Annotated in this window: 23 protein-coding genes; 7 read left to right on the top strand and 16 right to left on the bottom strand. The window is 59.9% G+C overall.

What is annotated here, in order from left to right; all coding sequences use genetic code 11:
* Positions 1-5 precede the first annotated feature (5 nt).
* Both AC4FIA_RS14105 and AC4FIA_RS14100 read left to right on the top strand, forming a co-directional pair.
* Positions 6-1,154, top strand: coding sequence for an ABC transporter permease (locus AC4FIA_RS14105; protein WP_490366435.1), 1,149 nt, complete (start codon positions 6-8; stop codon positions 1,152-1,154).
* Positions 1,151-2,752, top strand: coding sequence for an ABC transporter ATP-binding protein (locus AC4FIA_RS14100; RefSeq protein WP_490366384.1), 1,602 nt, complete (start codon positions 1,151-1,153; stop codon positions 2,750-2,752). The genes AC4FIA_RS14105 and AC4FIA_RS14100 overlap by 4 nt, the downstream gene beginning before the upstream one ends.
* A gap of 3 nt (positions 2,753-2,755) precedes the next feature.
* Here AC4FIA_RS14100 and AC4FIA_RS14095 read toward each other — a convergent pair whose 3' ends face one another.
* Entirely contained in the window at positions 2,756-2,908 is a 153-nt protein-coding gene (locus tag AC4FIA_RS14095) for a hypothetical protein (RefSeq protein WP_490366383.1), read from the bottom strand.
* 98 nt (positions 2,909-3,006) lie between these two features.
* On the opposite strand from AC4FIA_RS14095, the gene AC4FIA_RS14090 reads away from it, so the two are divergent.
* Positions 3,007-3,885, top strand: a complete 879-nt coding sequence (locus tag AC4FIA_RS14090) for a LysR family transcriptional regulator (RefSeq protein WP_490366382.1) — start codon at positions 3,007-3,009, stop codon at positions 3,883-3,885.
* Between the two features lie 39 nt (positions 3,886-3,924).
* On the opposite strand, the gene AC4FIA_RS14085 is transcribed toward AC4FIA_RS14090, so the two are convergent.
* On the bottom strand, positions 3,925-5,331 hold the full coding sequence (locus AC4FIA_RS14085; protein ID WP_287475591.1) for a D-alanyl-D-alanine carboxypeptidase family protein: 1,407 nt from the start codon (positions 5,329-5,331) through the stop codon (positions 3,925-3,927).
* 306 nt (positions 5,332-5,637) lie between these two features.
* Positions 5,638-6,333 carry an HAD family hydrolase gene (locus AC4FIA_RS14080; protein WP_287475577.1) on the bottom strand — a complete coding sequence of 232 codons (696 nt, stop codon included), beginning with the start codon at positions 6,331-6,333 and terminating at the stop codon, positions 5,638-5,640.
* 100 nt (positions 6,334-6,433) lie between these two features.
* On the opposite strand from AC4FIA_RS14080, the gene clpS reads away from it, so the two are divergent.
* The 4 genes from clpS (at position 6,434) to hemF (ending at position 9,627) form a co-directional block, all read left to right on the top strand.
* Entirely contained in the window at positions 6,434-6,793 is a 360-nt protein-coding gene (clpS, locus tag AC4FIA_RS14075; protein ID WP_103908980.1) for an ATP-dependent Clp protease adapter ClpS, read from the top strand.
* Between the two features lie 27 nt (positions 6,794-6,820).
* A complete protein-coding gene (locus AC4FIA_RS14070; protein ID WP_490366381.1) occupies positions 6,821-7,813 on the top strand; it encodes a class I SAM-dependent methyltransferase in 993 nt (330 codons plus the stop codon).
* 38 nt (positions 7,814-7,851) lie between these two features.
* Positions 7,852-8,652: an SDR family NAD(P)-dependent oxidoreductase gene (locus AC4FIA_RS14065; RefSeq protein ID WP_490366380.1), complete on the top strand. Its 801-nt coding sequence runs from the start codon at positions 7,852-7,854 to the stop codon at positions 8,650-8,652.
* Positions 8,653-8,733: 81 nt separating this feature from the next.
* Complete coding sequence (gene hemF / locus AC4FIA_RS14060; RefSeq protein ID WP_490366379.1) at positions 8,734-9,627, top strand: oxygen-dependent coproporphyrinogen oxidase; 894 nt, start codon at positions 8,734-8,736, stop codon at positions 9,625-9,627.
* 3 nt (positions 9,628-9,630) lie between these two features.
* On the opposite strand, the gene AC4FIA_RS14055 is transcribed toward hemF, so the two are convergent.
* From AC4FIA_RS14055 to AC4FIA_RS13995, 13 genes are all read right to left on the bottom strand, one after another.
* On the bottom strand, positions 9,631-10,284 hold the full coding sequence (locus tag AC4FIA_RS14055; RefSeq protein WP_490366378.1) for a pseudouridine synthase: 654 nt from the start codon (positions 10,282-10,284) through the stop codon (positions 9,631-9,633).
* Positions 10,281-10,742: a nucleoside deaminase gene (locus AC4FIA_RS14050; protein ID WP_490366377.1), complete on the bottom strand. Its 462-nt coding sequence runs from the start codon at positions 10,740-10,742 to the stop codon at positions 10,281-10,283. The genes AC4FIA_RS14055 and AC4FIA_RS14050 overlap by 4 nt, the downstream gene beginning before the upstream one ends.
* 42 nt (positions 10,743-10,784) lie before the next feature.
* The gene (gene dtd, locus AC4FIA_RS14045; protein WP_490366376.1) at positions 10,785-11,228 is read right to left on the bottom strand and encodes a D-aminoacyl-tRNA deacylase; all 444 of its coding nucleotides are present in this window, start codon (positions 11,226-11,228) and stop codon (positions 10,785-10,787) included.
* Positions 11,225-12,127 (bottom strand): carbohydrate kinase family protein, encoded by a 903-nt coding sequence (locus AC4FIA_RS14040; RefSeq protein WP_490366375.1) that lies wholly within the window; start codon positions 12,125-12,127, stop codon positions 11,225-11,227. Before AC4FIA_RS14040 ends, dtd begins: the two co-directional genes overlap by 4 nt.
* Before the next feature lie 62 nt (positions 12,128-12,189).
* On the bottom strand, positions 12,190-13,323 hold the full coding sequence (locus AC4FIA_RS14035; RefSeq protein WP_490366374.1) for a TFIIB-type zinc ribbon-containing protein: 1,134 nt from the start codon (positions 13,321-13,323) through the stop codon (positions 12,190-12,192).
* A 47-nt stretch (positions 13,324-13,370) separates the two neighbouring features.
* The gene (locus AC4FIA_RS14030) at positions 13,371-14,498 is read right to left on the bottom strand and encodes an SPFH domain-containing protein (RefSeq protein ID WP_488048667.1); all 1,128 of its coding nucleotides are present in this window, start codon (positions 14,496-14,498) and stop codon (positions 13,371-13,373) included.
* Positions 14,499-14,516: 18 nt separating this feature from the next.
* Positions 14,517-15,503 carry a DUF2927 domain-containing protein gene (locus AC4FIA_RS14025; protein ID WP_490366373.1) on the bottom strand — a complete coding sequence of 329 codons (987 nt, stop codon included), beginning with the start codon at positions 15,501-15,503 and terminating at the stop codon, positions 14,517-14,519.
* A gap of 5 nt (positions 15,504-15,508) precedes the next feature.
* Positions 15,509-16,708 (bottom strand): toxic anion resistance protein, encoded by a 1,200-nt coding sequence (locus tag AC4FIA_RS14020; protein WP_490366372.1) that lies wholly within the window; start codon positions 16,706-16,708, stop codon positions 15,509-15,511.
* 16 nt (positions 16,709-16,724) lie between these two features.
* A complete protein-coding gene (locus AC4FIA_RS14015) occupies positions 16,725-17,621 on the bottom strand; it encodes a 5-bromo-4-chloroindolyl phosphate hydrolysis family protein (RefSeq protein ID WP_490366371.1) in 897 nt (298 codons plus the stop codon).
* 230 nt (positions 17,622-17,851) lie between these two features.
* Entirely contained in the window at positions 17,852-18,679 is an 828-nt protein-coding gene (locus AC4FIA_RS14010) for a hypothetical protein (protein ID WP_490366370.1), read from the bottom strand.
* A gap of 8 nt (positions 18,680-18,687) precedes the next feature.
* Positions 18,688-18,882 carry a hypothetical protein gene (locus tag AC4FIA_RS14005; protein WP_490366369.1) on the bottom strand — a complete coding sequence of 65 codons (195 nt, stop codon included), beginning with the start codon at positions 18,880-18,882 and terminating at the stop codon, positions 18,688-18,690.
* Between the two features lie 72 nt (positions 18,883-18,954).
* Entirely contained in the window at positions 18,955-19,866 is a 912-nt protein-coding gene (locus AC4FIA_RS14000) for a pseudouridine synthase (protein ID WP_490366368.1), read from the bottom strand.
* Positions 19,867-19,907: 41 nt separating this feature from the next.
* Positions 19,908-21,089 (bottom strand): HlyD family type I secretion periplasmic adaptor subunit, encoded by a 1,182-nt coding sequence (locus AC4FIA_RS13995; RefSeq protein WP_490366367.1) that lies wholly within the window; start codon positions 21,087-21,089, stop codon positions 19,908-19,910.
* Position 21,090: the final 1 nt, after the last annotated feature.

The raw sequence follows: 21,090 nt of genomic DNA, 5'->3' as shown, positions 1-21,090 counted from the left end.
AACCGATGCCCGGCACACCCGTTGCCCCCGAACCGCCCCGTGGCCGGTTCGCGCTGTCGCCGCTGAACCAACGCCGCTGGAACAACTTCAAGAAAAACCGCCGCGCCTACTGGTCGCTGTGGATTTTCGCGATCCTGTTCGGCCTGTCGCTCTTTGCCGAGTTTCTGGCAAACGACAAACCGATCATGGTCAGCTATCGCGGCGAAATCCGCATGCCTGTATTCAGCTTTTACGCCGAAACCGACTATGGCGGCGATTTCAAAACCGAAGCCGCCTACCGCGACCCCGAAGTTCAGTGCCTGATCCTGACCGGTGGTTTGGTCGACTGTTTCGACGAACCCGACGAACTGATCGCCTCGGCAAAGGACGGCACGATCACGGACGCTGACTTCCAGAAGGGTTGGATGCTCTGGCCGCCCATCCCCTACAGCTACAAAACCCCAGTGGACCGCCCCGGTGCGGCCCCTCTGCCGCCCAACAGCCAGAACTGGCTGGGCACCGATGACACCAAGCGTGATGTTGTCGCACGCGTAATCTATGGCTTCCGCCTGTCGATCCTGTTCACGCTGATCGTGACGGTCCTGTCGTCCGTCATCGGCATCATTGCGGGCGCGGTACAGGGCTATTTCGGCGGCTGGGTCGATCTGATCTTCCAGCGCGTGATCGAGATTTGGAGCGCGACGCCGTCGCTTTATATCATCATCATCCTGTTCGCGATCTTGGGGCGAAGTTTCTGGCTCTTGGTCTTCCTGACCGTCTTGTTCGGCTGGGTCGCCTTGGTGGGCGTTGTGCGCGCCGAATTCCTGCGCGCACGGAACCTTGAATACGTCCGCGCGGCCAAGGCGCTCGGGGTGTCGAACCGCACCATTATGTTCCGGCACATGCTGCCCAACGCGATGGTCGCCACCGTCACCATGCTGCCCTTCATCGTCACCGGCACGATCTCGACCCTTGCGGGGCTTGATTTCCTCGGCTTCGGCCTGCCGTCCTCGGCCCCGTCGCTGGGCGAGTTGACGCTGCAGGCAAAACAGAACCTTCAAGCGCCGTGGCTGGGCTTTACCGCCTTCTTCGTGTTCGCGATCATGCTGTCGCTTCTGGTCTTCATCTTTGAAGGCGTGCGCGATGCCTTTGACCCCAGAAAGACGTTCTCATGACCAATATTCTGGAAGTCCGCGATCTGAAGGTCAGCTTCCGTCAGGATGGCGCCCTGACCCAAGCGGTCAAAGGCGTGTCCTTTGACATCCGCAAGGGCGAAACACTGGCCATCGTCGGTGAATCCGGTTCGGGCAAATCCGTATCGGCGCTGTCCACCGTGTCGCTGCTTGGCCCCGCAGCCGAGGTGTCGGGGTCGGTGAAATACAACAATCAGGAAATGATCGGGGCCGATGAAAAGATGCTGCGCAAGGTGCGCGGCAACGACATCAGCTTTATCTTCCAAGAGCCGATGACATCGCTCAACCCGCTGCACACGCTGGAACGCCAGCTGGGCGAAAGCCTTGCGCTGCATCAGGGTCTGATCGGCGATGAGGCACGCGCGCGCATTCTGGACCTGCTGAACCGCGTCGGCATCCGCAATCCGGAAAGCCGTCTGGGGGCCTATCCGCACGAACTGTCCGGCGGGCAGCGTCAGCGTGTGATGATCGCGATGGCGCTGGCGAACCGGCCCGATCTGTTGATCGCGGACGAACCCACCACCGCGCTGGATGTCACCATTCAGGCGCAGATCCTTGAACTTCTGGCCGAGCTGCAGCGCCAAGAAGGCATGAGCCTTTTGTTCATCACCCACGATCTGGGCATCGTCCGCAAAATCGCCGACCGCGTCTGCGTGATGAAGGCGGGCGAGATCGTCGAAATGGGTCCCACGTCCGAGATTTTCGACAACCCGCAGCACCCCTACACCCAGATGTTGCTGTCTGCCGAAAGCAGCGGATCGCCCGAACCCGTCGAACCCAACGCCGAGGTCGTGGCCGAAACCAAGAACCTGAAAATCTGGTTCCCCATCCACAAGGGCCTGCTGAAACGCACTGTGGGCCACGTGAAGGCTGTCAACGATGCGTCGATTTCTGTCCGTGCGGGCGAAACCGTCGGGATCGTGGGCGAATCCGGATCGGGCAAAACGACGCTGGCACTGGCCATCATGCGGTTGATCCAGTCCGAGGGCGGCATCACCTATCGCGGCCAGAACGTGCGCGACTGGTCGACCAAGGAACTGCGCCGGTTACGCTCGGATATGCAGATCGTGTTTCAGGACCCCTTCGGATCGCTGTCGCCGCGCATGACCTGCGAACAGATCATCGCCGAGGGGTTGGGCGTACACGGCTCGCCTGATGGACGCTCCAAACGCGAGCATGTGATCGAGGTGATGACCGAGGTCGGGTTGGACCCCGCCACGATGCACCGCTACCCGCATGAATTTTCCGGCGGTCAGAGACAGCGTATCGCCATCGCCCGCGCCATGGTTCTGCGCCCCCGTCTGGTGGTGCTGGACGAACCGACATCGGCCTTGGACATGACCGTTCAGGTGCAGATCGTAAACCTGCTGCGCGACCTGCAGCGCAAATACGATCTGGCCTATCTGTTCATCAGCCACGACCTGCGCGTTGTTCGCGCGATGTCACATAAGGTGCTGGTGATGAAGCAGGGCGATGTGGTGGAAATGGGCACGACCGAAGACATCTTTGACCGCCCCCAAACCGCCTATACGCAGGAACTGATTTCCGCGGCCTTCGGCCCTGCCGTCGCGGCGGAATAGCCCTTACTTTGCTTTGAACAAACGGACCGGCGCGGTGAACCTGCGCCGCTTTTCCTGTGTCTCGGGCGTGGGGTGGGACACATCGTGGGGGGCGATCCACGGGTCTTGGCGCAGACGTGTGGCGACGTGAATGCTTTTTGCAAGAATACCTAACATGGGAAACTCCGTTCAAATGTGGTGATGCAGATTTCTTCCCACATTTGACGAAACCAATCGAATCAGGAATTTTAGTTATATGTAAGCTAGGATTTCATATGGACTGGTCCTCCCTGCCCCCTCTGGCCGCATTACGGGCCTTCAGCGCCTATGCCGAAACCGGTTCGGTCAATCGTGCCGGCGATGCGCTGAACGTCAGCCATGCGGCCATCAGCCAGCAACTGCGCGCCTTGGAAACGCACCTTGGCCTGCGCCTTTTGGAACGCAACGGGCGCAGCATGACGTTGACGCCTGACGGCCATCAACTGGCCCGCACACTGGCCGAAAGTTTTGACCAGATCAGCCAGACCATCACCGCCCTGACCGGCGCGGATGATGCACGGCCTTTGCACATCGCCACCTCGCCCAGCTTTGCCGCCAACTGGCTGATGCCCCGCATGGGCAACTTCACCGCCGAGCATCCGGAATTCGACGTGATGATCTCGCCCAGCCCGGACCTTGTGACGCTTGAACCGGGCGGCGTGGATGTGGCCGTCCGCTATGGCGAAGGGGGTTGGAAGGGCGTCGACAGTGAACCGCTGATCAGATCGCCCATCACTGTTGTTGCGGCCCCGTCACTGGTTGGAAGCGGCCCGCCCCCAAGTCTGGAAGACCTGGCCAAATTGCCATGGATTCAGGAACTGGGCACGACGGAAGCCACCCAATGGCTGGCCAGTCATGGCATCCAGAATGCGCGCATCAAAGGCATCGTGGTTCCCGGCAACCTGATGCTGGACGGGCTGCGGAATGGCCAGGGCGTGGCGGTAACCACCTATGTCGCCATCAAGGATGATCTGGAAAGCGGACGCCTGCGCCTGCTGCACGAAGAGCGCCCGAATGCGGGCTATCACATCGTCACGCGCCCGACCGCGCACAGGCCCGCGTTGAAGGCCTTTCTGAAATGGCTGCGTCAAGAAGGAAAAATGGCGTCGGAGTAACCCCCGACGCCAGCCCTACTGTCCCCATTATTGGTTTTATTAGCTGGGCCCTATCATAAAGCACGTGACCTGACGAGCTTGCAGTCGGCGGCACGCAAGGTCCGCCTGTTCACGGGTCATGCCCATGAAATTCGCATCATGCCCCTGCGTGCGGCTGACAACCTTGCGCAGGCTTCCGTCCAGTGTCGCCATCTCGGCCAGAGCCGTTTTCAGCAACATCTTTTCGGCGGCATATTTGGTGGTGAAACGTCCCACGTTGATCCCCCAGTGCCGTCCGCCGGATGTGGAAATACGGCTGACAACCTCGGCATCTTTTTGGGCCACCTTGGGTTTCGGCGTGGGCTTGGTCGTGGCTGCAGCCAGAACAACGTTTTTCGGACGCGAAACGGGTTTTACCGATGCAGCAGGCGCTGTGGCTGTCGCCGGAATGGATGCGGCTGCGACCTGCTGGATTTCGGTGACTTCGACCTTCTGCGCCTCTTGCAGCAGCGAATTGATGTCGTCCTTGACCTCGGCCACCAGTAGCGGCGCATCGGGGACAGGGCGCATCTGCGGGCGCAGGCTTGTTTTCACCGACGGTGTGACCACACGAATGGTTTTGCCACGCGCGCGAGAATCGGTCTGGCTGGCCGACGCGATCTGTGTGCCGCCACCGGTGCCTGCATTACCGTAGTAGCGCGGCTTGCCCGGACGGTGCAGCGCGATGCGGCTGGGCGCTTTGCGGAAACCAAGATCCAGCAGCTTTTCGACCTGCGCGTTACGTGTCGCGGTGGATTTGCCACCAAACACGGTTGCGATGATCCGTTCGCTGCCCCGTTCGGCAGAGGCCACAAGGTTGAAACCGGCAGCACGGGTGTAGCCCGTTTTGATGCCATCAGCGCCTTTGTAGCTATCCAGCAGGCGGCGGTTGGTGTGCGATACTGTGCGCACGCCCGCGTCTGCCGTCTTGCGGCCGAACAGGTTATAGTATTCGGGATAGTCGTACAGCACGTGACGCCCCAGAATGGACATATCACGCGCGGTCGATAGGTGGCCGGATTCGGTCAGACCATGGGCGTTTTTAAACGTTGTGCGCGTCATGCCCATTTCTTTGGCCGTGCGGTTCATACGACGGGCAAAGGCCGCCTCGGAACCGGAAATGGCTTCGCCAATCGCGGTTGCGGCGTCGTTGGCGGATTTCACCGCCGCGGCCCGCACCAGATAGCGCAGCTTGATCTTCTGACCGGCGCGCAGACCCAGTTTCGAGGGCGGCTCGGACGCGGCTTTTTGGGAAATGGTCACCAGCGTGTCCATCGACAGTTCGCCGTTTTCGACCGCTTCGAACGCAATATAAAGCGTCATCATTTTGGTGAGGGAAGCAGGGTGCAACCGCGTGTCGGCGTTTTCGCTGTAGTAGACCTTGCCCGTTCGCGCATCCATGACCATGCCCGCGTAGGGCGCAGCCATCACGCTTAGTGGCAAGACCACCAAAAACCAGAATGCGGTAAATACGAATAGGCCATAGTGGCCCGTGCGCCTGCGCCGTCCCGTCACGGTTCTACTCTCTTCTGCCTCGATGCCCCCGAATTTTTCCGGTGAGCGTTTTATTGATTATCAAAATGATAGCACACGAAAGTGATCTAATAAAGCCTTCATTTTTATAGTTTTTTTGACACCCGAGGCCGTCAAAAATACGACATCTAGCGGCTAAGTCCCTGCCCCACCACTAAAAGCGCGATTGTGGCAAAATCTGGGCGCAAGGGCCGGCGGCGATCAGCCGATCGCCTTGATCAGATCGGGCAACGCGCCCAAATCGGCGATTTCGTGATACTTCGGGTGTTCGGGCGCGTCGGCATGTTCGAAGTCCCACGCCAGATCATGGGGCACAAAAACGCCGTGGCTGCCTGCCTCGATGGCCGGTCGCACGTCGCTTTTCATCGAATTCCCGACCATCATCGCGCCCTCGGCCCCACCGTCATGACCCGCGAAAATGCGGGCATAAACATCAGGCGTTTTGTCGGACACAATCTCGACCGCATCAAAGAAATCACCCAAGCCCGATTGCGCCAGCTTGCGTTCCTGATGCAGCAAGTCGCCCTTGGTGATCAGCAAAATCCGATGGCGTCCGGCCAAAGCTTCGACCGTTTCTTGGGCATGTGGCAACAATTCGATCGGATGCGCCAGCATGTCGCGGCCCACATCGATCAGCTCTCGGATGACCTCGCCCGGGACTTTGTGATCGGTCACGTCCAACGCTGTTTCGATCATCGACAGAACAAAGCCCTTTACCCCGAACCCATAGTGCCCAAGGTTGCGTTTTTCAGCCTCATAAAGGCGTTTTGGCAAACCTTTTGCATCGGTATGGTCACGTAGTAATTCGGCGAATCGTTCCTCGGTCAGCTTGAAAAACCGCTCGTTATGCCAAAGCGTATCGTCGGCATCGAAGGCAATTGTGGATAGATTCACCATCTTCAAGCATCTTCCCTTGGGACAGGCCCCTTTTCTCGGGCGTGAACAGGGTTATATAGTCACCTCAATTGATAAGCAGCAACACAGCTCCCCACACCGAATGACCGATATCTCCAATCTAGCGACATGCATGGCCTCGGGCCCACGCCAACCGCAGGACGGCGATGGCGACTCGTCCGTTGTGGTCGACGTCAAACCCAAGACCAAACGTCCGCCTTTGTACAAAGTTCTGTTGCTGAACGACGATTACACGCCGATGGAATTCGTCGTGCAGGTTCTGGAACGGTTCTTTGGCATGACGCACGCGCAATCGTTCGAAATCATGCTGACCGTTCATAAAAAGGGCGTCGCCGTGGTTGGTGTCTTCAGCCACGAGATCGCCGAAACCAAGGTCGGCCAGGTCATGGACTTTGCCCGCCGGCACCAGCACCCGCTGCAGTGCACCATGGAAAAGGAATGATCCGCCTGACCGGCCGGATCCTCTGATATGGCAACCTCACGCTTAGCTTTTGCGGCCGATACCGGCCTTTTGTCGCTTCCGGATGATGGCGCTATCGGCCTGTTCGGTGCGACTGCGGACAGCGACCTGTCCTTTGCTCCCAAAGACCGCGCGCAGGTCATCCAGCGGAACTATCCCGATCATGCTGCCTTGGCCCGTCGGGGTTTTGATTGCGGCGTCACCGCCAAAGGACCCTTCGCCGCCGCCATCGTCACCCTACCCCGCGCCAAGGCCTATGCCCAATCGCTGGTGGCCGAGGCCGCGGCCCTGACCAAGGGCGGTACAGTCTACGTGGACGGGGCGAAAACCGACGGCGTCGATACGATGCTGAAGGCGCTGAAAAAACAGGGGCTGGACGTTACGCAAGTGTCTAAAAACCACGGCCGGGTCATTGCCTTTACCGCCGATGACCGCCTGAGCGATTGGATCGACACCGAACCGCGCAAGAACAAGGACGGCTTTTTTACACTGCCTGGCGTCTTCTCGGCCGATGGCGCCGATCCGGCGTCAGTCGCACTGGCCGCTGCACTGCCTGCGAAACTGGGGGGCCGCGTGGCCGATCTGGGCGCAGGCTGGGGCTATCTGGCGCAAGCGATCCTGAACCACGAAGGCGTGACCGGTGTCACGCTGGTCGAGGCCGATCACGCCGCGCTGGACTGTGCGAAGCTGAACATCACCGATGATCGCGCCAGCTTTGACTGGGCCGACGCGACCCAGTGGGAAAACAAGGAATACTTTGACAGCGTGGTCATGAACCCGCCGTTCCACACGGGCCGCAAAGGCGATCCGTCGTTGGGTCAGGCCTTTATCGACACCGCCGCGCGGGTGCTGAAGCCGACAGGCAGGCTGTATCTGGTGGCGAACCGTCACCTGCCCTACGAACAAACCCTTGAAGCGCGTTTTAAAAACGTTGCCGAAATTGCGGGTGACCGTAGCTTTAAAATTGTCGAAGCCAGCCATCCCACTCGCCAACGGCGATAACCATCGCTAACCTGCGCCAAAATCATCGGAGTTGATGCATGAGTTTTTCGATCGAGGGCAAGACAGCCATCGTGACAGGCGCAGCGAACGGCGTCGGTTTGGCCATCGCCCGCCATTTCGCCCGCAAAGGCGCAAATGTCATGTTCGCCGATATGGACGAAGCGCGCCTGTGTGACGAAGTGGGCGAACGCGAAGAAGCCGACAACATCCGCTATTTCGCAGGCGACCTGCGCGAACGTCTGACGCTGGCCAACCTGCTGTCTGCCACGCTGGACCAGTTCGATCGCGTCGACATCCTTGTGAACGGCAGCCGCCAGATTCTGCCGACCGATCCGCTGGATATGGACGACGAATCCGTTGAACGCCTGTTGTCGCAAAACATGACAACCGCACTGCGTCTGTCGCAGATGGTTGCGAAACGCATGATCAAACAGGCCGACGGACGCGAGGTGGACACAGCCGGCGCGATCGTGAACCTGTCGTCGATTGCAGCCCGCCGCACGCACCCCGATCTTCTGGGCTATTCGATTTCCGCCGCCGCGATGGACCAGATGACGCGTTCTTTGGCCGTGGCCTTTGCCCCGCACGACATCCGCGTGAACGCGGTCGCCTTCGGCTCGCTCATGTCCGCCAGCCTGAAAGACGCGTTGAAAGAACATTCGGAATACCGCGAAACCATTCAGGAACACACGCCCATGGGCCGGATCGCGTCGCCTGACGAACTGGTCGAAGCGGTGCAATTCCTGTCCTCAGATGCCTCGCGCTTCATGACCGGCCAGATTGTCACCGTGGATGGTGGCCGCACGCTGGTTGATGCCGTGGGCGCCCCTGCGCACTAAGTCGCGGGCCGATCCACACCCTTCGGGCTTTCCACCTGCTGTGACCTTGGCTAGACAAGACCCAAGCAGAAGGAGCGCCCGATGACCAATGACCTGATCCAAGAACGCGACCGCGCAAGCGCATGGTTCCGCACGTTGCGCGACCAGATTGTTGCTGCCTTCGAGGATCTGGAAAAAACGCACGCCACAGGCCCCCTGTCCGATCAGGCCCCCGCGACGTTCGAGGTTACGGAAACCAAGCGTAAATCCGATGACGGATCAGACGCAGGCGGCGGCTTGATGAGCGTCATGCGCGGCGGTCGTGTGTTCGAAAAGGTCGGCGTCAATGTCTCGACCGTTTATGGCACCCTCGGGGAACGGGCGCAGATGGCTATGGCCGCGCGCAAGGGGATTCCCGGTATGAAGGACGACCCGCGGTTCTGGGCGTCCGGCATTTCACTGGTGGCCCACATGCAGAACCCCCATGCCCCCGCTGTTCACATGAACACCCGTATGTTCTGGACACCGCACGCATGGTGGTTCGGCGGCGGGTCCGACCTGAACCCCTGCATTGAATATGACGAAGACACCGCACACTTCCACGCGACGCAGAAACAGCACCTCGATCCCCATGGCGATGCGCTCTACCCCGAGCTGAAGGCATGGGCGGATGAGTATTTCTTCGTCCCCCACCGTGGCCGCGCCCGTGGCGTTGGCGGCATCTTTATGGATGATCGCTGCACCGATGATTGGGAGGCGGACTTTGCCCTGACCCAAGACATCGGCAAGGCTTTCCTGCCCGCTTACCTGCCGCTGGTCGAAAAGCGCCGCGTGCAGGAGTGGACGGATGCCGACAAAGACGCTCAGCTGGTCCATCGCGGGCTCTATGCAGAGTACAATCTGGTCTATGACCGTGGCACCAAGTTCGGTCTGGAAACCGGCCATGATGCCAACGCGGTCCTGATGTCGCTGCCGCCTTTGGCCAAGTGGGTCTGATCCCTAGACCAGACGCCATTCCCCCGGCTTCAACGCCCCAAGGTCCCAATCCCCCACCCGTGCCCGCACCAGACGCAGGCACGGCAGGCCCACATGCGCACACATGCGGCGCACCTGGCGGTTGCGGCCTTCGGTGATGGTAATCTCAAGCCAAGCATCAGGCACAGATTTGCGATAGCGCACGGGCGGGTCCCGTTCCCACAGGTCCGGCGTGTCGATCAGGCGTGCCTTGGCGGGACGCGTCTTGCCGTCTTTCAGCGTGACTCCGTTCTGCAGCTCATCCAGTTGTTCCTGCGTGGGCGTGCCTTCGACCATCACCAGATAGGTCTTGGGCCGCTTATATTTAGGGTTCGAAATCCGCGCCTGTAGCGCGCCATCGTCAGTCAGAACCATCAACCCTTCGCTGTCCCGATCCAGCCGCCCTGCCGGATACACCCCGGGCAGGTCGATGTAGTTCGACAGCGTTTCACGCTCGGACCCTTCGGTGCCTTTGTCGGTGAACTGCGACAGCACCCCATAGGGTTTGTTGAACAGCACAATCCGGCGGTTCTTGGGCTGAACGTGCTGCTTGCCTTGCGGGCGCTTCTGATCGCGCCCTTGCGGACTTCCTTGAGATCGGGCCTGAGGGCGCGAATTGGAACGGGGGCGCTGGCTCATGCCTCACCCCGTTTGCTTGCGAAAAACGTTTTCAAAAGATCCTCGCTATCGGCGGCGGCAAGCCCGTCATAAACCTCGGGCACGTGGTGGCATTGCGGGTGCGCATAGACCCGCGCACCTTGGGCCACGCCGCCCGATTTCGGATCGCTCGCGCCGTAATACAGCCTGCGAATGCGCGCGAAGGAAATCGCGCCTGCACACATCGGGCAGGGTTCCAGCGTCACATAGAGATCGTGATCCACCAACCGTTCCTGCCCCAGCGCGTCACAGGCGGCGCGAATGGCCAGCACCTCGGCGTGAGCGGTGGGATCGTTCAGTTCCCGCGTGCGATTGCCCGCCTCAGCCACCACAGCCCCATCGGGCGCGACGATGACGGCACCCACGGGCACCTCTCCGCGTTCAGCGGCGGCGCGGGCCTGCGCAAGGGCGCGGTCCATATGGGTGGGCTTGCGGTTCATGGACACGCAGATAACGGGTTTCGCATCCGGTGACGAGGGGGCTTAGTCCGCGCTGTCCATCCAGATCGTGACGGGGCCATCGTTCAACAGCCGCACTTTCATATCCGCGCCGAACTGGCCGGTTGCCACGTCCAGCCCTTCTTGGCGAAGGCGATCAGCGAAATATTCGTACAGGCGTTCGCCCTCGGCCGGTGGGGCCGCCTGCGAAAAGCCCGGGCGGTTGCCGCGCGATGTATCGGCAGATAAGGTGAACTGACTGACGACCAACGCCGCATTGCCGCTGTCCTTCACCGACAGGTTCATCTTGCCCGCGTCATCCTTGAAAACCCGCAGCTTGCCGATTTTGGCAGCAAGGCGGTCCGCCTCGGCCTCGGTATCGCCCTGCATCGCACAGACAAGGATCAACAGGCCCGCACCGATTTCCCCGATCACGTCGCCATCGACGGTGACCGACGCCTCGGATACGCGTTGAAGAAGGACCCTCACAGCTCGCTCCGCCACGGCGGGTTGGCACCAGCGCGCGACACGGTGATCGCCGCAGCAAACGTACCCAGACGCAGCGCCGGTGTCAGCGCATCCTGATCGGCGGCTTTCAGCGCGTCACGGGTCAACAGGCCCGCTTCGTCCAGACCGGCCAGAAGACCCGCGTTGAACGTGTCACCAGCGCCCACGGTATCGACGACCTCTGCCTTTTGCGCCGCCACGCGGAACGTTCCATTCGCCGTGACCGCATCCACGCCTTCCGACCCGCGCGTGACCAGAACCAGCACAGCGCCGCCGTCGATCAACTGTTCGGCAGTGACGCCGATCCATTCCATATCCTCGTCCGACACTTTGATGATGTCCGCCTGCGCCAGCATCTTGTCCAGACGCGCGCGGTAGCGGGGTTCATCGGTGATGAAGCTGGGGCGAATATTCGGGTCGATCATGATGATACGCTTGCCCGCCTCGCGCGCGCAAAGCGCGGCGTAGGTGTCAGCGGCAGGTTCGGACACAAGGCTGATCCCGCCAAAGAACACGGCGTTTACATTGTCGCTGAGCGTCGGCAGATCGCCTTCGGTCAGCATCCGGCCAGCGGTGTTTTCATCGTAGAACGCATATTTCGCGTGGCCATCGGTCAGCGTGACAAAGGCCAGCGTCGTGGGCCGGTCGCTGCGCGCGGCAAAGCTTGCGTCCACGTGGGACGCTTCCAGAACTGACACCAGTTGTTCACCAAACAGATCGTTCGACAGGCCGCCAAAGAAACCGACCTTGGTGCCCAGACGCCCCAAAGCAATCGCCGTGTTGTAGACTGCGCCGCCAGCGTAAGGGGCAAAGGACGGTTCGCCGCCGGTGCTTTCGCGGGGCAACATGTCAATCAGGGCTTCGCCGCAACACAGGATCATCTGGGGCCTCTTTTCGTCGGATGTTAGCGCCAACATTCCTTAAATGAGCGCCCTGCCCGAGTCTACTGGTTCATTGCATAGAAATAGCCGACTCCCGCCGCCACGATCAGTCCGAGGATCACAGCAAAGGCGATTTTCCATGCCGACCACGGGCGTTCGCCCTGAACACGGCCCGTCTGACCATTCACAACAAAGCGGTAGGTCTGGCCGCGGTATTTGTAGGCCGCCAGCCACACGGGCAGCAGGACGTGTTTGAAGGTCACATCCCGCACAGTGGTGTCCACACTGCTGATGCGCTGCCGGTCGCCACCGATGTCGAACTTGATGTCCCGTTCGATCTGACGGTCCATAATCTGCCGCGCCTCAACAAAGCCGTCGTCCAGTTCGACGGTATAGGCCTCGGCCCTGAAACCGGCCAGAAACTCGGGTCGGTAGGGCTCAAGCGCGGTCATATCCCATGGCTGAAGCGCGTCGGTGTATTTCTTGGGCAAGGACCGCGAGGCCAACACCAGCACATCGTCAAAGAACCGCGCCACACGACCCGACACAGGCCGCCAGCGGATTTTCTGAACACGCACGGTTTCGGATTTGCCGTTCCGCCTCACGGTGCGGTTTTCGTAATAGACCGTGCCGCGCTGGCCGCGATAGGACGACTTGGTATCCGCATCGAACGTCCAGTAGGGCACATAGATGCCCTGCATCTTGCGCCCCTTACGGGCATATTCAGCAAGGCCATTGGGCGCGAACCACAGACCACCCAGCCAGTCGGTCATCGCGCCACGTGCAGCGTCTTCTGTCAGGACAAACGGCATCACCGCCTTTGGCTTGATATGCCTGTCCTCGCCTGTGTCGGTGACGAACGGCGTCGCGCAGAACGGACATTCCTTGGCCTGCTCGTCCGAGGCCACCTCGACCGATGCCCCGCAGTTCGGGCAGTTGGACACGCGGGTGATTTCCATTTCCTGCGCGGGAAGTTGATCGCGCACCGCTTGCTGGAAATCCAACTCGCGAATGCCGCCTTCCCACGGGCCGGAATGGGCGATGGGTTCTTCATGACCGCAGTGATCGCAATGCAGCGCACCCTTGTCCGGCGCATAGCGATAGTCCGCGCCGCAATTTTCACAGGGAAAGCGGTGCTCTTCCACGGGGGCTGCCTGCGCCTCGGGGAACGGGGGCGGCGGGGGTGGTTGGGTCATATCGCGCCTTTGGTGCGGTCGTCAGTCTGGTCGTCGTCCTGCGGGGATTATGCACCCGGAGGCGGCGGCGGCATAACGGTAAAAAGCTGCGCAAGTTCGGCCACATCCTCGGCCCGTTTCCAGCCGTCCTGACCGGCGGTCCAGACATAGGTGTCACGGGTCAGGCCGCCCTCGGTCGCCATGCGACCCAGACGCGCCTTGGAGAACGGCCCCGATGTTTCGCCGTTTTCTGCAATGTGCCAGACGTGTTCAACCGGCGGCGGAGGCGGGGCAACGGCGGCAGGGGCGGCCTGCTGAACAGGGACAGGACCCCACGGACCCTGACGCATCGTCTGCGCGCCCATGGCCATGCCCAATCCAGCGCCGATACCTGCGCCCATTCCTGCACCGGCACCGCCAGTGTTTTGCGCGGCAGAGGTCATCGCCTCGGCTGCGGAATACTGCGTGAAGGTGTTCAGATCGCCCGCAATACCCATCGAACTGCGCTTGTCCAACGCCGCCTCAACGGCTGAAGGCAGCGATATATTCTCGATATACATCTCGGGCATGCTGAGGCCGTAAACCGCCAGAACCTGCGATACCTGCGCTGCAACGAGCTTGCCCAGATCGGCAGTGTTGGCCGCCATATCGAGCACCGGAATGCCGGAGGACGCCAGAACACGGCTGGCCTCTTGTACGATGATATTGCGGATCTGATAGCTGATCTCATCCATCGTGAATTCGCCGTCGGTGCCCACGATTTCCGTCAGGAAACGACCGGGATCGGTGACCTTGATCGTGTAAGTGCCATAGGCACGCAGGCGGATCGGGCCGAACTCCGGATCGCGCAGCATGATCGGGTTCTTGGTGCCCCACTTCAGATCGGTAAAGCGGTTGGTCGAGACAAAGTAGATCTCGGACTTGAAGGGCGATTTGAACCCGTGATCCCAGTGCTGAAGCGATGTCATCACCGGCATGTTGTTGGTTTCAAGCATATACAGGCCGGGGGTGAACACATCGGCCAGTTGGCCTTCGTGCACAAACACCGCCGCCTGCCCTTCGCGGACTGTCAGCTTGGCGCCGTACTTGATTTCGTGATTGTCCCGTTCGAACCGCCAGACCATCGTGTCGCGGGTGTCATCGGTCCAGTGAATAACGTCGATGAACTGACCGCTCAGAAAATCGAAAATCGGCATGGTCAAAAACTCCTGTTTTTAGCTCGGGCCAACGCTGGCGATCTGGTCGCCGGTCAGTCGCGGGGCAAGGCGGCGCACAATGGGCATCGCCTGTTCGGGTGTCATGCCCGGCGTCAGCGCCGGATCATACAATATCTTCAACAGATATTCGTCATGTGTGGTGAGTAACGCAAATTCGTCGTCATCGTTAAAGATCGACGGCCGCGCGCGGGGGCTGTCGTTGGCAAGGCCCAAACCTTGCGCGATCTCTTCGTGAATGCAGGATTTCATCAGCAACGGCGGATGTTCCGCACGGATCAGCGCAATGGCCTGCCCGTAGGCATAGCCACCCGGCTGGTCCGAAAACGCGATCACAAGACAATGGATTGAACGAGGCAGGGTTTGGAACACAGACAGCGACGCACGGTCGATATCCGGCACCAGTTCCTGAATGCGCGGCAGCATCTGGTCGCGGTCGTCTTCGCTCATGACCAGCACATGGAAGTTCGCATTCGCATCGGACATCGAAATCGAATGGCCGGTCACACGTGCCAGACGCGAGACATAGCGCGAAACGGTGCCCTTTTCGCGCGTCTTCTGGTCATCCGAGACCGAGGCCCCGAATTCCACGGACACGCGCACAGGCTTGACCCATTTCTTGATCCGGCCCGTCGAACTGGACGACGGGCGAAGGCCCGCACCGCGTTCGTATTCTTCGCGGATGGCGATGGCCTCGAAGTTCTGGACCAGGTTTGTGTCGGTGATCGGCGTATCCGGCCCACCGCCATCGGTGCGCATCAGCCCCTGCCCCACAAGCGAGGTTTCGACCTTGCTGTAGTAGGCCGCCAGTTCAAGGCTTCTGGCTGAGGGTTCTTTCGGTGCCACGACCACGGGCTTGGGTGCGACCGGCGCGACCTTGGCGGGCGCCGGTGCTTCTGGTTCGGGGGACAGAAGCGGATCGGTACAGGCAGACAAGGCCAACAAAGACCCTGCCGCAAGCCACTTACCAATCCGTTCCATCTTCATACAGGTCAGGCTCCGGGAACGGATGTTCCGGCGTTGTCGCCTGTGCCTGTGCGGCGCGCTTTGGCAGAGGCCAGAGTATCGCGCAGTTCCGCTTCCATCTTTTTCAGCTCTGCCTCGGCCTCGGAACGTCGGCGCTTGCCTTCGTCCGCGATCTGCAGGCTTTCTTCGATAGTACCGATCAGGTCTGCGTTCGCTTGCTTGACCGCTTCGATATCGAAGACACCGCGTTCCATTTCTTCGCGGATCATCTTGTTGCTGTCGCGCAGGTTTTTCGCGTTGGACGTCAGCAGTTCGTTGGTCAGATCATTGGCCGAACGCACAGCTTCTGCAGCTTCGGCAGAACGCTGGATGGTGACCGCTTGCGCCAGTTGCGTTTCCCACAGCGGCACTGTGTTGACCAAGGTCGAGTTGATCTTGGTGACAAGGCTCTTGTCGTTTTCCTGAACCATGCGGATCGACGGCAGCGACTGCATTGTCACCTGACGGGTCAGTTTCAGGTCGTGAACGCGGCGTTCCAGATCGTCACGCGCAGCGCGGATGTCACGCAGTTCCTGCGCTTTCATCACCTGATCATTCTCGGCGGCAGCCTGAACTTCGGCCTCTTTCGCGGGGATGACGGTTGTGTCCAGTTCAGCAAGTTTCGCTTCACCGGCGGCAATATAAAGCGCCAGTTCATCATAGAACTGCAGCGTCTTTTCATACAGCATATCAAGCGACTTGATGTCTTTCAGCAGCGTATGTTCGTGCTTCAGAAGGTCGTCTGTCACCTTGTCGATCTGGCCCTGCACTTCTTCAAAGCGGGCGGTGAACTTGGCGAAGGGCGCAGCGCGACCCAGCAGTTTTTCCCACCATGTGCGTTTCTTGCGCACGTCCAGTTCGGACACCGAAAAGCCGCGGATCGTTGTTACGATACCGCGCAGGCTGTCACCTGCCGGACCAACATCTTTGTTGCGGACGCCTGTCAGCATCGCCTGACTGATTTCCTGCAATTCGGCCTGCGCAGCAGAGCCGAAGGACACGATGGATTGCGTGTCGGACATGTCCAACTCGTCCATACGGCTGCGAATTTCTTCCGCAACAGGCGCGTCGGCCGTTTCCAGTGCGACCAATTCATCGGCTTTCTTTGGCTCGGGCAGCAGTGCCTCCGAGACTTCTTTAACTTCGGCTAGGGCAGCTTCGGCCTTGGCTCGGACTGTTTCGGACATCAATAATTCCTTCCCATCAAGAATTCGGCCCCCGGTCGAGCCTGACACCTTCGCGCTGCAAACGATCACGCAACACATCAATTTCCACGGTCAAGTCACTGTTGGTGTCCAACAGCAAAGCTTGCGTTTTCTTGCCGAAACTTTCCTCAAGATCGGTCAAAAGCATCATAAAATCGCTTCGCGCACTGGTATCGCGGGACCGCGTGTAGATATCGGCGAACTTTACCGCCGCATCGCGGGCCCCCATCAGATAGACGCCAAGGTACTTGCGCGCGGCGGTCAGATCGCGGGGATCGTCCTCGACCGTGCGGATCAATTTGCGGGCAGAGATTTGGAAACGTTCGACGCGGCCTTCGACCTGACGGTCGCCAGAACGACGGGCAGCCTCAAGCATCGAGGTCAGATAGGCCTCGGCCTCATCCACAACGCGGGCGACGCGATCCTGCTGGAATTCGTCGATATGTTCGGCACCCTTGGCTTTCAACGGATCGATCCCAAAGGCCGCGATATGCAAGGCAAACGCGCCAACACCATAGATCAACGATCCGATCAGGCCGGCATCATGAGTCATCATCGCGCCCACGGTGCCCAGACCACACAGGATGGCCGCACCGATTTTGCGCGGAACCGGCGGGCGGGCGATTTTGCGTTCGTTATAGGCCGCCTGCGCCTTCAGACCTTCGCGCAGCAAAAACGCGCCAAAGACCCAGATGGCCGCCGCGCCAAGACCCAAAGCGAAATCCGTCGCGCCACCGCGCAGCGACGTAAAGGCCAGAACGATGGCAGGCACGAACATCACGTTCGACCGCGCGCCTACAGGTGTTACCCGTGCGCCTTGAAAACCGCTGTTTTCAGAACCGGAGGTCGAGGATGATCCATCGGGGCTGTATTTGCCGCCATACCGCTTTGCCATGCCTTAAAATCCCCCGATCGAACCGGTGGCGGCCCCAAAAAGAAGCACAATAAGCAAAACAAAAGAAATCTTCTGGATCGTAGCGCCCGACAACATAGCCCCCAATCGTCGTATCACGCATTAAACTTAGGTGATCCGTTACGGGCTTGCTAGGGGGAATACTTTTGAGAACGCGGCATTCTTAGACGATTTGCAGAAAGTTCACAGACCGCGCCAAAGGTGCTGCCCGATCAAACGCCGTGACCTTTCATGCGATCAATCAACAGGTCCGCATCAAAGTCGATCGCACCCTCGTCGCTTTTCATGCGCAGTTTGCGGACGTGGTTTTCGAACGCATCACCCAGCGCCTGCATGCGTTTGGTGAACCGTTTTGCTGTCGAATGGCTATCAGCGGTCCAGCCGCTTTCAAGGGCGTCAACCTCGGCACCGATCAGCGTCAGGATTTTCTCCAGCGGCTGCTGGATTTTGGTGATGTCCTGACCGGATTGACCGAAGGCGCGCAGTACCCGCAGGATCGCACCGTGCAGCGCTTCGATTTTGACGGACAAATCGGGTTCGTTGAAGGCCGAGACACGGTCAGACATGGCACGCAGACGGTCATCCGTCGACACCAGCAGGTGGCGGGCCGCGCGTTCGGCCATCAGTTGCGGATCATCCAGCCCTTTGCTGCGCAGCGGGTCGATGCCAAAGGCAAACAGCGACAGAACCGCCGCCAACCCACCAAGAAGCATTGGCATTTTGATGTCCGTCATCTCGCCCATCGCGACGACAGCAACGAACAGACCCACCAGAAGCGATCCAAGGATCAGGCTCGGAATGCGCGGGGCACGTGCGGCACGTCGTTCCTGATAGCGCGCCTTGGCGGCAGCACCTTTGACCAGACACAGAACCGCAACGCCCAGAATGGCAAACTGGATAAGGGTAATCACCAGCGACATCAGCGTGGCTTGCAGCAGTCCGAACATCAGCGGACCAGCAGCCATGAGCAACAGAATGATCAGATCATAGCGATCATTCGTGCCTTTGGATGTGTGACGATGAAAACCGATATCAGCCATGGGCCACCTCAGATGTACGCAAGACCGAAGATCAGGAACCACAGGCCACCAAACGCCAGACCGGACAGCAACCGGCCGCGTTCCAGCGACGCCTGGAATTCGTTTCGCAGCATCGCATAGGCGTCTTGAGCGAAGACGCGCAGGTGGGATGCCACCAGAAGGATCGTGATCAGAACGATGGTATATGAAAGCAGTGTAATCATGCCCCCAGATTCACGGCCAAAGGCGGCGAAATCGGGGCATCTGCTTGGAAAAAGCGGGAAAGCTTTGCGACGTTATCCGCGCTTTTTAGGCGACCGGCTGTCCGATTTCGGTCCGCGTTTCGGCTTGGGCCCGCCAGTGGCCGGACCATCCGAACGCCCCTTTGCACCAGCGCAACTCTTTCGTGCGAAAGGTTTTTTGCCGCCATCATCATTCCGGCTACGGCGCTGGACCTTGGGTTTTTCCGGCGCATCGCCATCCAGACCCAGCTGATCGCGGACAATTTTTGAACGCACTTCCTCGACCGCGCCCGATTTCAACTGACCCAATTGGAAGGGGCCGTAGGAAACGCGGATCAGGCGATTCACCTGAAGGCCGATATCGGCCATCGCGCGACGGATTTCGCGGTTCTTGCCTTCGCGAAGCGCAACCGTCAGCCACGCGTTCGCGCCCTGCTGGCGGTCCAGCGACACAATCATCGGCTGGAAATTCTGGCCATCAACCGTAATGCCTTTGCGCAGGGGCGTCAGCATATCATCGGTGGGGCGGCCATTCACACGCACGCGGTAGCGGCGCAGCCAGCCGGTCGACGGCAGTTCAAGCTTGCGTTTGATGCCGCCATCGTTGGTCAGCAGCAAAAGCCCCTCGGAGTTCAAATCCAGCCGTCCGACGGTCATCACGCGGGGCAATTCTTCGGGCAGGTCATCAAAGATGGTGGGACGTCCCTGTTCATCCTTGGTCGTTGTCACCAGACCCGTCGGTTTGTGATAGAGCCACAGCCGCGGTTTTTCCGGCGCGCCGATGGGGTTACCGTCGACGGTGATCTTATCGGCATCGGTCACGTTCAAAGCGGCGCGGTCGATGACCTTGCCGTTCACCGCAACGCGGCCTTCTTCGATCATACGTTCCGCTTCACGGCGCGATGCAACGCCCGCGCGGGCCAGAACTTTGGCGATTCTATCGCCGGGGGGTGTGGATGTGCTCATACGCCCGCCTTACAGCGGATCAGGGCTGCGCGGAAGGGGCCTTAGGGTTCGCGCAGCGCATCGCGTGTTTTATAAAGCGGCTTGAGCAGATACTGCAGTACCGTCTTTTCACCGGTCATCAGCTCGACCTGCGCCTGCATGCCCGGACGCAAATCGATCATCGACTGACGGTCGGACAAAGACATCGGATCAACGCGAACGGTGACCTTATAGTGGGACTCGCCATCAGGATCGCGTTCGTCCTTGAACGTATCGGCCGAGATCACATCAACGCGGCCCTTGATCGTGCCATAGATGGTGTAATCATAAGCCGACAGCTTGATCGTCGCTTCCTGGCCCGGACGGATGTTGGCGATGTTTTCCGGCGCGACCTTGGCCTCGACCAGCAATTCTTCTTCGATCGGGATGATCTGCAGGATTTCCTCACCGGGGCGCACAACGCCGCCGATGGTGGTGATCGACAGTTTGTTCACCACGCCACGCACGGGGCTGACCAGAACGGTCCGTTGCAACTGGTCGGTCGATGCCTTCAGGTTCTGCTTCAGCGTCGCCAGTTCTTTCAGCGTTTCGGAAAATTCCTCGGCGCGGGCCAGTTCGGTCTGGGTGACGATTTCGTCGTGTTTCAGCTTGGCATCGGCATAGGTTTTGCGGGCCTGCGTGACCTCGGTCAGCGCGACAACCTTGTTGGAATAGAGGTTCTCCATCAGCTTAAGCTCGGTCGCGGCCTGATCCAGGATGCGTTTCGCTCCGTCACGGCGCGATACGAAATCCTGCTGACGCGCCCGCAGAAGCGACCGTTCGGACGCAAGGATCGCGGGATTGGATTCGGCGAAAATTGCGGGGACGTCAAAGTCTGACGCCCCCGCCAGTTCGGCCTCGAGTCGCAAGCGGCGTATCTCGAGGGCGGTGATCTGATCTTCGATGTCGTCCACCGAGGACTGGAACATCGTGCCATGCAAACGGGCCAGTACATCGCCCTGCATGACTTCTTCGCCTTCCTTCACCAACAGGGCCGACAGAATGCCGCCCTCGAGGTTCTGGATGATTTGCGGGCGTGACGAGGACACGAATTCGCCATCGGCCCGCACAATTTCATCGACCCACGCAAAGGACGCCCACAGGATAAACGCCCAGACAGAGATCGCCGACAGCCAGATGGTCAGGGACGGGCCCTTCATCTTGGTTTCAATCTGCGCGTTCAGGTCGGTCATGCCCATTGTCATG

Source organism: Thalassococcus sp. (assembly GCF_982780845.1).
The sequence above is the reverse complement of the archived record's forward strand: the minus strand, read 5'-3'. Positions and strand labels throughout refer to the sequence as shown.

Coding starts and splice junctions, on each gene's coding strand:
- AC4FIA_RS14105 (WP_490366435.1), top strand. CDS start 6: ATGCCCGGCACACCCGTTGCCCCCGAACCGCCCCGTGGCCGGTTCGCG.
- AC4FIA_RS14100 (WP_490366384.1), top strand. CDS start 1,151: ATGACCAATATTCTGGAAGTCCGCGATCTGAAGGTCAGCTTCCGTCAG.
- AC4FIA_RS14095 (WP_490366383.1), bottom strand. CDS start 2,908: ATGTTAGGTATTCTTGCAAAAAGCATTCACGTCGCCACACGTCTGCGC.
- AC4FIA_RS14090 (WP_490366382.1), top strand. CDS start 3,007: ATGGACTGGTCCTCCCTGCCCCCTCTGGCCGCATTACGGGCCTTCAGC.
- AC4FIA_RS14085 (WP_287475591.1), bottom strand. CDS start 5,331: ATGGCTGCGCCCTACGCGGGCATGGTCATGGATGCGCGAACGGGCAAG.
- AC4FIA_RS14080 (WP_287475577.1), bottom strand. CDS start 6,333: ATGGTGAATCTATCCACAATTGCCTTCGATGCCGACGATACGCTTTGG.
- clpS (WP_103908980.1), top strand. CDS start 6,434: ATGACCGATATCTCCAATCTAGCGACATGCATGGCCTCGGGCCCACGC.
- AC4FIA_RS14070 (WP_490366381.1), top strand. CDS start 6,821: ATGGCAACCTCACGCTTAGCTTTTGCGGCCGATACCGGCCTTTTGTCG.
- AC4FIA_RS14065 (WP_490366380.1), top strand. CDS start 7,852: ATGAGTTTTTCGATCGAGGGCAAGACAGCCATCGTGACAGGCGCAGCG.
- hemF (WP_490366379.1), top strand. CDS start 8,734: ATGACCAATGACCTGATCCAAGAACGCGACCGCGCAAGCGCATGGTTC.
- AC4FIA_RS14055 (WP_490366378.1), bottom strand. CDS start 10,284: ATGAGCCAGCGCCCCCGTTCCAATTCGCGCCCTCAGGCCCGATCTCAA.
- AC4FIA_RS14050 (WP_490366377.1), bottom strand. CDS start 10,742: ATGAACCGCAAGCCCACCCATATGGACCGCGCCCTTGCGCAGGCCCGC.
- AC4FIA_RS14040 (WP_490366375.1), bottom strand. CDS start 12,127: ATGATCCTGTGTTGCGGCGAAGCCCTGATTGACATGTTGCCCCGCGAA.
- AC4FIA_RS14035 (WP_490366374.1), bottom strand. CDS start 13,323: ATGACCCAACCACCCCCGCCGCCCCCGTTCCCCGAGGCGCAGGCAGCC.
- AC4FIA_RS14030 (WP_488048667.1), bottom strand. CDS start 14,498: ATGCCGATTTTCGATTTTCTGAGCGGTCAGTTCATCGACGTTATTCAC.
- AC4FIA_RS14025 (WP_490366373.1), bottom strand. CDS start 15,503: ATGAAGATGGAACGGATTGGTAAGTGGCTTGCGGCAGGGTCTTTGTTG.
- AC4FIA_RS14020 (WP_490366372.1), bottom strand. CDS start 16,708: ATGTCCGAAACAGTCCGAGCCAAGGCCGAAGCTGCCCTAGCCGAAGTT.
- AC4FIA_RS14015 (WP_490366371.1), bottom strand. CDS start 17,621: ATGGCAAAGCGGTATGGCGGCAAATACAGCCCCGATGGATCATCCTCG.
- AC4FIA_RS14010 (WP_490366370.1), bottom strand. CDS start 18,679: ATGGCTGATATCGGTTTTCATCGTCACACATCCAAAGGCACGAATGAT.
- AC4FIA_RS14005 (WP_490366369.1), bottom strand. CDS start 18,882: ATGATTACACTGCTTTCATATACCATCGTTCTGATCACGATCCTTCTG.
- AC4FIA_RS14000 (WP_490366368.1), bottom strand. CDS start 19,866: ATGAGCACATCCACACCCCCCGGCGATAGAATCGCCAAAGTTCTGGCC.
- AC4FIA_RS13995 (WP_490366367.1), bottom strand. CDS start 21,089: ATGACAATGGGCATGACCGACCTGAACGCGCAGATTGAAACCAAGATG.